The 13027-nt window shown below is 66.0% G+C and carries 14 protein-coding genes and 2 tRNA genes; 12 read left to right on the forward strand and 4 right to left on the reverse strand.

The features are described from left to right. Positions 1–28 precede the first annotated feature (28 nt). The gene (locus tag CWS35_RS10440) at positions 29–904 is read right to left on the reverse strand and encodes a hypothetical protein (protein ID WP_157817109.1); all 876 of its coding nucleotides are present in this window, start codon (positions 902–904) and stop codon (positions 29–31) included. A gap of 70 nt (positions 905–974) precedes the next feature. Next, a tRNA-Thr gene (locus tag CWS35_RS10445) sits at positions 975–1049 on the reverse strand. Positions 1050–1411: 362 nt separating this feature from the next. On the opposite strand from CWS35_RS10445, the gene CWS35_RS39465 reads away from it, so the two are divergent. The 12 genes from CWS35_RS39465 to CWS35_RS10505 all read left to right on the forward strand — a co-directional run bounded on the left by CWS35_RS39465 (position 1412) and on the right by CWS35_RS10505 (position 9876). After that, complete coding sequence (locus CWS35_RS39465) at positions 1412–1576, forward strand: hypothetical protein (RefSeq protein WP_371682844.1); 165 nt, start codon at positions 1412–1414, stop codon at positions 1574–1576. Between the two features lie 37 nt (positions 1577–1613). Continuing rightward, positions 1614–3311, forward strand: coding sequence for a cyclic nucleotide-binding domain-containing thioredoxin-disulfide reductase (locus CWS35_RS10455; RefSeq protein ID WP_100956208.1), 1698 nt, complete (start codon positions 1614–1616; stop codon positions 3309–3311). 192 nt (positions 3312–3503) lie between these two features. Further along, positions 3504–3812: a UBP-type zinc finger domain-containing protein gene (locus CWS35_RS10460; protein WP_100951847.1), complete on the forward strand. Its 309-nt coding sequence runs from the start codon at positions 3504–3506 to the stop codon at positions 3810–3812. Positions 3813–3964: 152 nt separating this feature from the next. Further along, entirely contained in the window at positions 3965–4465 is a 501-nt protein-coding gene (locus CWS35_RS10465; protein ID WP_029878787.1) for a hypothetical protein, read from the forward strand. A 142-nt stretch (positions 4466–4607) separates the two neighbouring features. Continuing rightward, positions 4608–5432, forward strand: coding sequence for an alpha/beta fold hydrolase (locus tag CWS35_RS10470; RefSeq protein WP_100951848.1), 825 nt, complete (start codon positions 4608–4610; stop codon positions 5430–5432). Positions 5433–5707: 275 nt separating this feature from the next. After that, a complete protein-coding gene (locus CWS35_RS10475) occupies positions 5708–6136 on the forward strand; it encodes a DUF2948 family protein (protein ID WP_100951849.1) in 429 nt (142 codons plus the stop codon). A gap of 87 nt (positions 6137–6223) precedes the next feature. Further along, positions 6224–7519: a histidinol dehydrogenase gene (hisD, locus tag CWS35_RS10480; protein ID WP_024579026.1), complete on the forward strand. Its 1296-nt coding sequence runs from the start codon at positions 6224–6226 to the stop codon at positions 7517–7519. Continuing rightward, positions 7516–8019, forward strand: a complete 504-nt coding sequence (locus CWS35_RS10485) for a UPF0262 family protein (RefSeq protein WP_024579027.1) — start codon at positions 7516–7518, stop codon at positions 8017–8019. Before hisD ends, CWS35_RS10485 begins: the two co-directional genes overlap by 4 nt. A 114-nt stretch (positions 8020–8133) precedes the next feature. Further along, positions 8134–8598, forward strand: a complete 465-nt coding sequence (locus CWS35_RS10490; protein ID WP_024579028.1) for a low molecular weight phosphatase family protein — start codon at positions 8134–8136, stop codon at positions 8596–8598. Between the two features lie 179 nt (positions 8599–8777). Further along, positions 8778–9407 (forward strand): Maf-like protein, encoded by a 630-nt coding sequence (locus CWS35_RS10495; protein ID WP_024579029.1) that lies wholly within the window; start codon positions 8778–8780, stop codon positions 9405–9407. A 71-nt stretch (positions 9408–9478) separates the two neighbouring features. Next, positions 9479–9661, forward strand: coding sequence for a DNA gyrase inhibitor YacG (gene yacG, locus CWS35_RS10500; protein WP_100951850.1), 183 nt, complete (start codon positions 9479–9481; stop codon positions 9659–9661). Positions 9662–9800: 139 nt separating this feature from the next. Next, positions 9801–9876, forward strand: a tRNA-Phe gene (locus tag CWS35_RS10505). Between the two features lie 151 nt (positions 9877–10027). On the opposite strand, the gene CWS35_RS10510 is transcribed toward CWS35_RS10505, so the two are convergent. Beyond that, complete coding sequence (locus CWS35_RS10510; protein WP_100951851.1) at positions 10028–10831, reverse strand: hypothetical protein; 804 nt, start codon at positions 10829–10831, stop codon at positions 10028–10030. Continuing rightward, positions 10812–13013: an AAA family ATPase gene (locus tag CWS35_RS10515; RefSeq protein WP_100951852.1), complete on the reverse strand. Its 2202-nt coding sequence runs from the start codon at positions 13011–13013 to the stop codon at positions 10812–10814. Before CWS35_RS10515 ends, CWS35_RS10510 begins: the two co-directional genes overlap by 20 nt. Between the last annotated feature and the right edge of the window lie 14 nt (positions 13014–13027).

A 13027-nucleotide genomic window follows, 5' to 3' on the forward strand; every position in this document is an offset into this window, starting at 1 on the left:
TATTCGGACGCCCCCATATGGAGGAGGATCAGGTTGCCCGGCTCAGAAAGCGGTCCACTGCAAACCCACCAGCGCGACCCTCGCCGGCGGCGCAAAGGATGGCGTCATCGTGCCCAAGGAATTCAATCAACATCTCGAAGCGCCGTTTGATGCGGTCGGCGTCGCGCCGCAGCACGCCCCGATCCAGCGCGGCCTTGTGCCACGCCTCGGCCAGAGCCGTCAGTGACCGGCCGCTGGGTTTTGATCGCGCATGCTCGAATGGCCGGAAGCGCTTGGCGTAGCCATCTGTTGCGAAGTCGCCATCTGCATTTCGCGAGAGCTTCCGCGCCGCTTCCGACAAATCGCGAGAGGTCCATTCGATCAACTTCCAGCGGCTTGCGTAGTCTGTGACGACGCCACGACGGGCGAGGAAGACGTCAGCCATCCTGCCGAACCGCTCTTCCATAGATGCGCGGTGACGCTCCTCTGGCGACCCGTGGATGCCCAACCGTGCGGTTGCCCCGTACTCACCTCGTCGAGCTTGCTCATTCAGCTCTGCAACGCGGAGCCACTGCTCGGTCGTCGGGACGGATGTATCCTCAAGGGCTTCGGCGAATGCCCCGTACAACTCCCCGGAGAGAGCGCTGATTTGCTTATCAGTGAGCGGCTTTGGTCCGTCACGCAGCGCAGACATCGTGCGTTCCACCTCAGCCGCGACCTCCGGGCACTTCGCCTTGGCCGCGGTGCGGTCAGCGGTCCTGAGCGAGATGCTGATGTGATCCTTGAACCAGTTCGGCGGACGCCGATCTTTGGCAACTTCGCCAAGATCGCTTGAACATCTTTCGGGATACGCTTGCGGTAGTACCAGTTGTCGGAACCGCGTCGCTTGGTAGGGCAGGCCATTCGCAAAACCATCGTGTAGCACCCGTGTGTATCAGGCGCGGTACGAAAGGCTCAACGATATCAGTAAGCTGCTGATGTCGCAGGGGAAGGCCTGGTGCTGCCAGACAGGATTGAACTGTCGACCTCTCCATTACCAATGGAGTGCTCTACCACTGAGCTACGGCAGCGTGCCCGGGAAAAATTGAATCGGCCCAGAGGGCCCGTCCAAGCGGGCGGTTCTTGCCACAGGCCTCCCCTTCGCGCAAGCGAAACAGCGCCCCTCCCGCCGGGCAAATCGGCAGAAATCACGTTCCGCGTCGATCATTGCGGCCAATCCGGCCGATTTCGGCCGGATTGGGTTCCCGATGGTGCCGGAAGGCTCCCGATCCACCAACCGCCGAATCATGCCGTCGCGCGCAACTGGCCGGCCGGGCAGGGTGCGCGGGTCGCGGCCATTGTCTATGCTTGGGGTGCGCAAGGCGACGGCGGTTCGAGAAATTTTGCAATGACGGGCGATCAGGACAGAGGCGGCGGGCAGGCCGGAGCCCGCGTGAAGGATGCACGACAGGATCGCCTCAAGCTCGCGCTGCGCGAAAACCTGAAGCGGCGGAAATCGCAGGCGCGCGGTCGCGAGGATGTGGCTTCCGAGCCGGCCGACGGCCCGCTAGATGTCGGCTCGCCGGACGATACCGGCGCAAATGGGCCGGACCGTTGATCCGGCAGGTGTGACGAAAGAAAAGCAGGTCGCCGAGATGGCAGTGGACGAGACGACGATCAATCGCCTGAACGCAACTGCCTACGCCTTCCCGCGCCATGAGCAGACCTTTCCGACCCTGACCGCACACGAGATCGAGCGCATGCGCCGTTTCGGCGAGCCGCGCTCGTACAATGACGGCGAGGCGCTGTTCGAGACCGGCACGCCGGGCCCCGGCATGTTCGTGGTGCTGTCGGGCAACGTGTCGATCACCCAGCGCGACGGCCTCGGTCGTGTCACGCCGGTCATCGACCAGGGGCCGGGGCAATTCCTCGCCGAGATCGGCCAGCTCTCCGGCCGCGCCGCGCTGGTCGACGGCCATGCCGACGGCACTGTGGAGACATTGCTGCTGCCGCCGGACCGGCTGCGCGCGCTGCTGGTCGCCGAAGCCGATCTCGGCGAGCGCATCATGCGCGCGCTGATCCTGCGCCGGGTCAGCCTGATCCAGGGCGGCGCCGGCGGCCCGGTGCTGATCGGCTCGGCGTCGGTCGGCAACATGGCGCCGTTGCAGAACTTCCTGGCCCGCAACGGCCAGCCGCATCACGTGCTCGATCCCGCGGCCGACACCGATGCCGCCGAGATTATCGCGCGCTATTCGCCGACCCGCGCCGAGCTGCCGCTGGTGGTCTGTCCCAACGGCACGGTGCTGCGCAATCCGTCCGAGATCGCGCTGGCGATGGCGCTCGGCATGGTCGGCAGCGGCACGCAGGACAGATTGTACGATGTCGCCGTGGTCGGCAGCGGTCCGGCCGGGCTCGCCACCGCGGTCTATGCCGCGTCCGAGGGATTGTCGGTCGCGGTGTTCGATTCCCGGGCGTTCGGCGGCCAGGCCGGCGCCAGCATGCGGATCGAAAACTATCTGGGCTTCCCGACCGGCATCTCCGGCCAGGCGCTGGCCGGGCGGGCTTTCAACCAGGCGCAGAAATTCGGCGCCGAGATGTTGATCCCGGTCTCGATCAAATCGCTCGACTGCTCCAAGACATCAGGTGCGTTCGCGCTCGCCACCGGATGCGGGCACACGCTGCGCGCCAAATCGGTGGTGGTGGCGAGCGGCGCGCGCTATCGGCGGCCTGTGATCGACAATCTCGAGAATTACGAAGGCCGCGGCGTCTGGTACTGGGCCTCGCCGATCGAGGCGCGGCTCTGCGCCAACCAGGACGTCGTCCTGGTCGGCGGCGGCAACTCCGCGGGCCAGGCGGCGGTTTACCTGTCGGCACATGCCCGCAAGGTCAACATGATGATCCGCGGCGGCGGGCTCGGGGCCAGCATGTCGCGCTATCTGATCGAGCGCATCGAGGCGACGCCGAACATCGAGCTGATGTTCAACACCGAGGTGATCGGGCTCGACGGCGCGGAGACGCTGGAGCGGGTGCGCTGGCGCAGCCGGCTCGCTCCCGACGCGTTCACGATGGATATCCGCAACCTGTTCCTGTTCGTCGGCGCCGATCCGGCGACCGCCTGGCTCGAAGGTTGCGGCGTGGAGGTCGATCGCGGCGGCTTCGTCAAGACCGGCGTGCAGAACGGCGAGGGCACGCCCGCCGTGCCGCTGCTCGAAACCACGGTGCCCGGCGTGTTCGCGGTCGGCGACGTCCGCTCCGGATCGGTCAAGCGGGTCGGCGGCGCGATCGGCGAAGGCGCCCAGGTCGTCGCCGCGCTGCACGGCTATCTCGCCGATGCCGGCAGTCCGTCGTTGTAGCGATGATGCGGCGGGGAAGCTCTATTCCCGTCATCCCCGCGCAAAGGCTTCGCCTTTGTCGCTGGAGGTGCGAGCGAAGCGAGCCTCGAAGGATGCACGGCCCCGCCTGTGGCCGATTCATCCTTCGAGACACGCGTTCCGCGCTCCTCAGGATGACGGGTTAAAAAAGACTCACAAGCACGAGGCCCGCAAATGCAAAAAGGTTGCACCCATATCGCCGGCATCCAGGACGTCACCCCGAGCGCGCTCGGCTGCGAGGAGTGCCTGAAGATCGGCAGCCCGTGGCTGCATCTGCGGATCTGCCGGACCTGCGGCCATGTCGGTTGCTGCGACGACTCGCCAAACCGGCATGCAACCGCGCATTTCCACGCCACCGGCCATCCGGTGATCGAGGGTTACGATCCGCCGGAAGGCTGGGGCTGGTGCTATGTCGACGAGGTGCTGTTCGACCTGTCGAAGCGCAAGACGCCGCATAACGGGCCGATCCCGCGCTATTATTGATTCAACATCTCACGCGGTGCACGCGCCGCGGCGCGCCGCTTTCAAGCCACCGCAGCGGAAATGGGCTGTCAGTCGTCCTGCCATCGAACCATGTAGCAATTCTCGGAGATGCATCGTAACGTGGTGTGGGTTCTCAACGGGGAGTGCGCCACATGACGACGTTGGTGCTTGTGCACGTTATCATCAGCCTGATTGCGATCGTCTCCGGTGTGATCGTGATGTTCGGCCTGCTCGGTTCGCAGTCGAGACCCGGGCTGACCGCGATCTTCCTGCTGCTCACGATCCTGACCAACGCCACCGGCTTCCTGATCCCGCCGCTCGTGACCGAGAAGCTGCTGCCGTCGCACATCATCGGCGGCCTCTCGCTGGTGCTGCTCGCGATCGCCTGCATCGCGCTGTATGCGATGCAGCTCAAGGGCGCCTGGCGGCCGATCTACATCGTGACCGCGCTGGTCTCGCTCTATCTCAACGTCTTCGTGCTGGTCATCCAGAGCTTCCTCAAGATCCCCGCGTTGCAGGCGCTGGCGCCGGCCGTGCCGCCGAACCCGCCGTCAGGGCCGGTGTTTGCCGCCGTGCAGGGCATCGTGCTGGTGTTCTTCGCCGTGATGATCATCGGCGCCTGGCGCCGGTTCAGGCCGGCTGCGTTCGCCTGATCCGGGGCGGATGACATCAATTCGAGGCGACACAAGGCATAGAAGATGATGGGCGGTGGCATGTCGACGATGCGCCGCCGCCCGAGGTCCGTTCACGTCTTGCGCGTCGAGGCCGACAGGTCGCAACAAAAGGAGCAACCCAATGCCCACCATCACCACCAAAGACGGCGTCGAGATCTTCTACAAGGATTGGGGTTCGGGTCAGCCGATCGTGTTCAGCCATGGTTGGCCGCTGTCGTCGGACGACTGGGACGCCCAGATGCTGTTCTTCCTCAATCACGGCTTTCGCGTCATAGCCCATGACCGCCGCGGTCACGGCCGCTCGGCCCAGGTCGCCGACGGCCACGACATGGACCACTATGCCGACGACCTCGCCGCGGTCACCGCGCATCTCGATCTCAGGAATGCCGTCCATGTCGGCCATTCCACCGGCGGTGGCGAGGTCGTGCACTACATCGCCCGCCATGGCGAGAGCCGGGTGGCAAAGGCGGCGATCCTGAGCGCCGTGCCGCCCTTGATGGTGCAGACGGCGAACAATCCCGGCGGCCTGCCCAAATCAGTGTTCGACGGCTTGCAGGCGCAGCTCGCGGCCAACCGTTCGCAGTTCTATCGCGATCTGCCGGCCGGGCCGTTCTATGGCTACAACCGGCCCGGCGTAAAATCGTCGGAAGCCGTGATCCAGAACTGGTGGCGGCAGGGCATGATGGGCGGCGCGAAAGCGCATTACGACGGCATCGTTGCGTTCTCGCAGACCGACTTCACCGAGGATTTGAAGAAGATCAACGTGCCGGTGCTGGTGATGCATGGCGACGACGACCAGATCGTGCCCTACGCGGATTCCGGCCCGCTCTCGGCCAAGCTGCTGAAGAACGGCACGCTGAAGACCTACAAGGGCTTCCCGCACGGCATGCCGACCACGGAGGCCGAGACCATCAACGCGGACCTGCTGGCGTTCATCAAGGGGTGAGGCGAGCGCAAACACCATCGCAGTTCGGTGCGACCAGGTGAGGGAGCCACCAGCGGTAGGGTTCCCTCCCCCTTGCGGGGGAGGGAGCCTGACGAGCGTGCTCACCTGACGAATTTGCCCGACGTGCCAGGTTACCTTGTCGAACGCCGTCGCCGTCAGCTCCTTTGCATGGGGTTGTTTTCGATATTTTGCTCGTGCGCGGCCGGTTCCCCCGAGCGGCATTTCCTCGGCGCCGCGTGGTACCTCTGGCTGCCGAACGCGCTATAACCGCCGCTATGTCCCCGCCCGCGCCCCTGAAGCTGATCGCCCTCGATGCCGATGACCTCGCGGTCATCTCCGCCCATGTGCAGGACGCCCGCGTCCAGCCCTCCGATATCGTCTGGCGCCAGGACGAGAAGCGCCTGGTGGTCGGCCTGAACCGGCTCGACTGGGAGCAGACCCTGTCGGGCGGCACCTGCTCGCGGCGGATGGTCGCCGCGCTCCGGTTCGACCGGGTGCTGGCCTGCAAGTCGCGCAAGATCGACCTGGCGGCCCCGGACGCCCCCCTGGAACTGCTCGGGATCGAATTCCATGTCTCCAACCCGCCCAGCGGCAGCGCGCTCCTGATGTTCGGCCATGGCGGGGCGCTGCGGCTGGATGTCGAGTGCCTGGAGTGCGAATTGACCGATCTCGGGGCTGACGATCTCGGGATGCCGCCGGCGTAACGCTCAGCCCGCCGCGTCCCAAGGGTTGACGGCCATTATCCGCCGCGCCATTGAGCAGGGACCCAGAGTTCTCTTCAGAAAGCCGCCATGCCCGTTCGCCTGGACCGACAGAGCGCCGATTTCGAGCAGCGTTTCCGCGATTTCCTGGCGGCCAAGCGCGAGGTCTCGGCCGACGTCGAGCGTGCCACCCGCGCCATCGTCGACGACGTGGCCGCCCGCGGCGACGCGGCGCTGCTCGAGGCGACCAGGAAGTTCGACCGGCTCGATATCGCCGCCGCTGGCCTGCGCATCACGCCGGCCGAGATCGACGCTGCGGTCGCGGCCTGCGACCCCAAAACCGTCGAGGCCCTGAGCTTCGCGCGCGACCGGATCGAGACCTTCCATCGCCGCCAGCTGCCGAAGGACGAGCGCTTCACCGATGCCGCCGGCGTCGAGCTCGGCTGGCGCTGGAGCGCGGTCGATGCGGTCGGGCTCTACGTGCCCGGCGGCACCGCGGCCTATCCGTCCTCGGTGCTGATGAACGCGGTGCCGGCCAGGGTCGCCGGGGTGCCGCGGGTGGTGATGGTGGTGCCGGCGCCGGACGGCAAGCTCAACCCGCTGGTGCTCGCGGCCGCCCATCTCGGCGGCGTTTCCGAGATCTACCGCGTCGGTGGTGCCCAGGCGGTGGCCGCGCTGGCCTATGGTACCGCGACGATCGCGCCGGTGGCGAAGATCGTCGGTCCCGGCAACGCCTATGTCGCGGCCGCCAAGCGGCTGGTATTCGGCAAGGTCGGCATCGACATGATCGCCGGCCCCTCCGAGGTGCTGGTCATCGCTGACGACACCGGCAATGCCGACTGGATCGCGGCCGATCTGCTGGCGCAGGCCGAGCATGACGTCAGCGCGCAGTCGATCCTGATCACCGATAGCGCGCGGCTCGCCGCCGATGTCGAGCGCGCGGTCGAGGCGCAGCTTGTGACGCTGCCGCGCGCCGAGATCGCCCGCACCTCGTGGAATGATTTTGGCGCCGTGATCAAGGTGGCAAAGCTGGACGACGCGGTCGAGCTTGCCAACGCGATCGCGGCCGAGCATCTCGAGATCATGACCGCCGACGCCGAGGCCCTGTCGAACAAGGTCCGCAATGCCGGGGCGATCTTCCTGGGGCCGCATACCCCGGAGGCGATCGGCGACTATGTCGGCGGCTCCAACCACGTGCTGCCGACCGCGCGCTCGGCGCGGTTCTCTTCCGGCCTCGGGGTGCTTGACTTCATGAAGCGAACCTCGATCCTGCGCTGTGGGCCGGATCAGCTCCGTGCGCTCGGGCCCGCCGCGATGACGCTCGGCCAGGCCGAGGGTCTCGATGCCCATTCACGTTCCGTCGGATTGCGCCTCAATCTCCCATGACCCAGCCTCCAGCCGACGATTCCGACAATCGCATCGTCGCGGTGACGCTCGACGAGGAATCGATCGGCCGTTCCGGGCCCGACATCGAGCATGAGCGGGCGATCGCGATCTACGACCTGGTCGAGCAGAACCTGTTCGCGCCCGAGGGCGCCGCCGGGCCGGGTCCCTACACCCTGCATATCGCGATTACCGGCAACCGGCTGATGTTCGATATCCGGAGAGAGGATGGCGCGCCGGTGGTGGCGCATCTGTTGTCGCTGACCCCGTTTCGCCGCGTCGTGAAGGACTACTTCATGATCTGCGACAGCTACTATCAGGCGATCCGCACCGCGACGCCGGACAAGATCGAGGCCATCGACATGGGGCGCCGCGGCATCCATGACGAGGGCTCGCGCACGTTGCAGGAGCGGCTCAAGGGCAAGGTGCGGGTCGATTTCGAGACTGCGCGGCGGCTGTTCACGCTGATCACTGTGCTGCACTGGAAGGGTGAGGGCGCATGATCCCGAAAAGTGGGTACCGGGTTTCGGATCGGATCATGCGCCAAAACAAGAGGCGCATGATCAGCGACGCGATGATTGACGGGGGCGTACCCCGGTCGAAAAAAGCCTGATCGGATGGAAGCGCCGCGCGCGCGCAACCCGCAGGCCGTGCTGTTCGCATGCGGCCACAACGCCGTGCGCTCGCCGATGGCCGAAAGCCTGTTGCAGCAGATGTTCCCGCAAGGCCTCTATGTCCGCTCCGCCGGCGTCAAGAAGGGCGAGCTCGATCCATTCGCGGTCTCTGTGATGGCCGAGTTCGGCCAGGACATTTCCGGCCACAAGCCGCAGACCTTCGAGGAGCTCGAGGACTGGGAAGGACTGAACTTCGACCTCATCATCACGCTGTCGCCGGAGGCGCATCACAAGGCATTGGACCTGACCCGAACGCTCGCCGCCGATGTCGAATACTGGCCGACCCATGATCCGACCGGCACCAGCGGCAATCGCGAGCAGAAGCTCGCCGCCTATCGCGAAGTCTGCGACGGCCTCCTGATGCGGATCCGCCGCCGCTTCGCCAAGACTGGCGCTGCGAGCGGCTGACGTTCCGCGTGTTCCGATTGGCGGGACCGCCCGTTGTCGCCAGACTGACAAACAGCTGTGCTTATGGGGCCTTGTCTCAGCGGGCGCGCGATTCGCAGCCGGTTCCAAGGTTGTGCATCGATGCCCCATCCGATAGGTTCCGCCCGCGTCCGTCCCCCCGATTCAGCCCCAAAGCCCGCATGCTAGGCCGTCCCAAATTCGTTCTTGCTTCCGGTTCGCCGCGGCGGCTGGCGCTGCTCAACCAGGCCGGCATCGAACCCGATGCGCTGCGTCCGGCCGATGTCGACGAGACCCCGCGGCGCGGAGAGTTGCCGCGCGCCTGCGCCAACCGCCTGGCGCGTGCCAAGGCCGACGCCGCGCTGAAATCGGTGCAGCTTGACGACGACTTGCGCGGCTCCTTCATCATTGCCGCCGACACCGTGGTCGCGGTTGGCCGCCGCATCCTGCCCAAGGCCAACCTGGTCGACGAGGCCGCGCAATGCCTGCGGCTGCTGTCGGGCCGCAATCACCGCGTCTACACCGCGATCTGCGTGGTGACGCCGCGCGAGGCGTTCCGCCAGCGCCTGGTCGAGACCCGCGTGCGCTTCAAGCGGCTCAGCGAGGACGACATCCAGGCCTATATCGGCTCCGGCGAATGGCGCGGCAAAGCCGGCGGCTACGCCGTGCAGGGCATCGCCGGCTCCTTCGTGGTCAAGATGGTCGGCTCCTACACCAACGTGGTCGGCCTGCCGCTGTATGAGACCGTGACCTTGCTCGGCGGCGAAGGCTTCCCGATCCGCTACGGCTGGCTCAACACCGCGGCGGTGTGAGGCAACTCAGAGCAGCGCGGAACATCCGGCCGCATGCTTGATCGCCAGACGGTATAGGCTAAGTCCCAGCCATGACCGACCAACCCCGAACGCCCCCGGCCACCCCGCGCGCCTGCCCGATCTGCGGCAAGCCCGTCGAGCAGGCCTTCCGCCCGTTCTGCTCGCCGCGCTGCCGCGACGTCGACCTCAACCGCTGGCTGACCGGCCGCTATGTCGTCCCCGGCCGCGAGGACGACGCGGAAGACCCGGAATAGCCAAGTTTTCCCAACAAGTTGGGGAAAGATGACGGGACGGGCCGCGCCCGGCGGAGTGTTTCGCGAAGCCGGGTGGACACAGCGCCCCGACCTCTCTATAAACCGCCCGCTCGCACCGGCCTTTCGGCCCCGCGGGTATGCCCAGGTAGCTCAGTTGGTAGAGCATGCGACTGAAAATCGCAGTGTCGGTGGTTCGATCCCGCCCCTGGGCACCATCCCCCCTCAATGCTGCCGTAGCCCGTAATCGCTCCACGCGGACACTCGTCCCGGCGTAGCCCGAAGGGCGAAGCCGGATGGTTCGATCCCGCCCCTGGGCACCACGCTTCACCCTTCGGGCTGCACGTGGCGGAGCCACGCATCAGCCGCCTACCGATAATCCTTGTTGTCGATCGTCTTGCTGTCCTTGCCGCCGTCACCGCCGGTCGGCATGCACTCGACCTGGACGAGGTCGGGATAGAGCTCCCAGGATCGCACCAGGAATTTTCTGCGCACGCCGTAGGAGGTGATGACGCAGCGGTTCAGCACCGGGCTGACGGCGGCGGCGACGTAGCCGGGATAGAACAGCGAGCCGTGGTGGAGGATGCTCCAGAGCTCGTTGAACCAGGTCGAGCGCACCCGGAACGTCACGGTGTTCTGCTCGGTGCAGGGCAGCGTCTCGCAACCATAGACCTCGTGGACCTCGAGGCCTTCGGTCTGCGAGCTGGAGAGGTTTTGCGAGTTGGAGAGATAGAGCTGCTCGTCGTGCCGCACCGTGGCCAGGTACCAGGGCAAGGTCGCCGCGACCGTCACCGCGCCATAGACGAGGTAGCAGACGGCGATCGTCGCCAGGATCATGATGCCGCCGCGCGCTTTGCTGAACTCCGGGTCGCCATAGGCGTCCTTGGCGTAGACGCAGCGCGCCCAGAGCGCGCGGTAGCCGGCGAAGAGCCAGCGCACGAAGCGGTAGAGCCGCCAGGTGACGGGCGCGATCAGCGTCAGGTAGATCCAGCCGCAGGAGCGGACGAATTGCGACCAGAACCGGCCGAGCAGGGTCAGGTCGCGATGGGCGCGCCCGAGCTCGGACTGGTCGTAGGTCTTCTTGGCCTCATAGGCCTTGGTCTTGAAGTCGGACAGCGTCTTGTCGATGCCGTCCAGCAACGCGTTGGCGTCGTCATGCGGCTTTTCGGTCATGGGGGATCCAGCTCGACGTGAAATTGCGGCTCGTCGCATCGAAGCCGATGTCGAGCGTGCCGCTGAAGGCGGGGTCCGCCATCGTCTTGTCGACGATCATGGCCTCGATGCGTTTGATCCGCCCCGGCAGGCCGCGGGCGCCGATCTCGGGCGAATAGGTCTTGTCGCAGAACTCGCGCAGCTGTGCTTCGGGGAAGCGCACCTCGATCGATTGCGCCAGGTAGAAGGCGTTGATGCGCGAGATTTCGCGGAACACGATCTTCTCGATCGTGTCCATGTTGAGCTTGTGGAACAGGATGATGTTCTCGCGCCCCTCGAAGCGGTTCAGGAATTCGGTCCGGAACGCCTTCTTCAGGTCGCGGATGGTAAGCTCATAGGCCTCTTCCTGGCTCAGGTCGCCGGGACCGGTGCCGACGCGCAACGCATGATCCGCGCCGATATTGGTGGTCATCGGCATCACCACGTCGCCGAACTCGACCTTGCGGCCGAGATTGTCGCGGCAGCGTCCGTCGTCGAGGATGTTGAGGCAGATGTTGAAGATGTCGGGGTGAGCCTTCTCGATCTCGTCCCACAGCATGACCTGATACGGATTGGCCCGCACCGAGTTGGTCATCTCGCCGCCGGCCGCGAAGCCGTCATAGCCCGGAGGCGCGCCGATCAGCTTGGTGACGTCGTTCTTCTCCATGAACTCGCCCATGTCGTAGCGGTTCAACGCCTTGTCGGTGTCGAACAGCGCTTCCGCCAGCCCCTTGGCGACCTCGGTCTTGCCGACGCCGCTGGCGCCGCAGAACAGGAACGGCAGCGGCCGGTCGGTGCGCCGTCCGCGCCGCCAGACCTTGATCGCGCGATCGACGTGATCGAGCACGTCGTCCTGGCCGAACACCCGCCGTTTCAGTGATCCGTGCAGGTTGAGCAGCTTGACGGCGTCGTTCTGCTTGAGCTTGGAGGCATCGATGCCGGAGATCAGCGAGAACTCGTCGATCACCATGTCGGCGGTGAACAGCAGGCGGTCGTTGATCTCCCTGGTGACGGCCTTGTACTTCACCCGGTTCTCGTCGACGGCCGCCTGGGTCCGCGCGATCTCGCCGCGCAGCTGGAGAATCTCGGGCGTGGCATAGCCGGACGCCCTGGCGATCAGGTCGAAGTCGGCATCGCCGGCGGAGGCCTTGCCGGCAGGTTCATCGAGGTGCCGCTTCTTCTCCTCGTCCTCGAGGGTGCGCAGTTGGGTTTCCATATGCGCGATCGACTTCTCGCCCTCGCGCTGCGCCGCGTAGTAGCCCTTGATCCTGGTCTGGTATTCGGCGAACTCGGCCTTGTGGCGCGCGATCGCGGCGCGCACGGCGGCGGCCTTCTGCTCGCTTCCGGCGGCGGCGCCGCTGGCGGTGAGACGCGCCAGCTCCGCTTCCAGCTGCGCGAGCAACGGCGGCGTCGAATGCGCCCGCAGCAGATAGCGCGCCATGCCGCGATCGAGCAGGGTGCGGGTGCGTGCGGGCTGCGCCGCGGTCAGCCCGGTGTCGAGCGAACGATACTTGCTCGTCATGTCGATGGCGGCCTTGACCGCCGGCGGATCGATCCGGACCTCGTAACTCTCCTCGAGATCGCCAGCGCCGTGCAGCGCGATCTCCTCGAGCTCGGCGCCGGCCGGCTCGGTCAGATCCATCAGCGTGAAATGATCGCGGAAATCGGAATGGCACTTGAGCACCTGGGTCAGGTCGGCCTCGCGCACCTCGAGGAAGACCTGCGTCTTCTTCGCCTTCACCATCGCCGTCAACGCGTTGACGATGTGCATCAGCCCGCTGTTGCGCAGCGCGTCGATCAGATCGAGCGTATCCTCGACGATCAGGACGCTGTCGGGGGTGCGGTTCAGGATCGCGAAGATCGCCTTGAACTGCTTGACGATGGCGTCGTTGTCGCCGAGGCCGAACAGGCCGTCGGTGTCGAGCCAGAACAGCCGCTTGTTGACGATGTCGAACGGCGCATCGGCGTCGGCCTTGCGGGCTTGCAGCGCCAGCGCCAGCGTGGTGATGCCGACGCCGCTCGGACCGGAGACGATCACGCTGTTGGCTTCCATCCGCGTCAGGATGGTGCACAATTCCTCGAATTTCTCGGCACGGCCAACCAGCTTGAAGTTCTTCCGGTTGGCGAGCATGTCGCTGCCGGTGATCAGAAAATTGTCGGCCATGGGGATGTCCATCG

Origin of the sequence: Bradyrhizobium sp. SK17 (genome assembly GCF_002831585.1) — a bacterium.
In the GTDB taxonomy this organism is placed as follows: domain Bacteria; phylum Pseudomonadota; class Alphaproteobacteria; order Rhizobiales; family Xanthobacteraceae; genus Bradyrhizobium.

Coding starts and splice junctions, on each gene's coding strand:
- CWS35_RS10455 (WP_100956208.1), top strand. CDS start 1,614: ATGGCAGTGGACGAGACGACGATCAATCGCCTGAACGCAACTGCCTAC.
- CWS35_RS10460 (WP_100951847.1), top strand. CDS start 3,504: ATGCAAAAAGGTTGCACCCATATCGCCGGCATCCAGGACGTCACCCCG.
- CWS35_RS10465 (WP_029878787.1), top strand. CDS start 3,965: ATGACGACGTTGGTGCTTGTGCACGTTATCATCAGCCTGATTGCGATC.
- CWS35_RS10470 (WP_100951848.1), top strand. CDS start 4,608: ATGCCCACCATCACCACCAAAGACGGCGTCGAGATCTTCTACAAGGAT.
- CWS35_RS10475 (WP_100951849.1), top strand. CDS start 5,708: ATGTCCCCGCCCGCGCCCCTGAAGCTGATCGCCCTCGATGCCGATGAC.
- hisD (WP_024579026.1), top strand. CDS start 6,224: ATGCCCGTTCGCCTGGACCGACAGAGCGCCGATTTCGAGCAGCGTTTC.
- CWS35_RS10485 (WP_024579027.1), top strand. CDS start 7,516: ATGACCCAGCCTCCAGCCGACGATTCCGACAATCGCATCGTCGCGGTG.
- CWS35_RS10490 (WP_024579028.1), top strand. CDS start 8,134: ATGGAAGCGCCGCGCGCGCGCAACCCGCAGGCCGTGCTGTTCGCATGC.
- CWS35_RS10495 (WP_024579029.1), top strand. CDS start 8,778: ATGCTAGGCCGTCCCAAATTCGTTCTTGCTTCCGGTTCGCCGCGGCGG.
- yacG (WP_100951850.1), top strand. CDS start 9,479: ATGACCGACCAACCCCGAACGCCCCCGGCCACCCCGCGCGCCTGCCCG.
- CWS35_RS10510 (WP_100951851.1), bottom strand. CDS start 10,831: ATGACCGAAAAGCCGCATGACGACGCCAACGCGTTGCTGGACGGCATC.
- CWS35_RS10515 (WP_100951852.1), bottom strand. CDS start 13,013: ATGGCCGACAATTTTCTGATCACCGGCAGCGACATGCTCGCCAACCGG.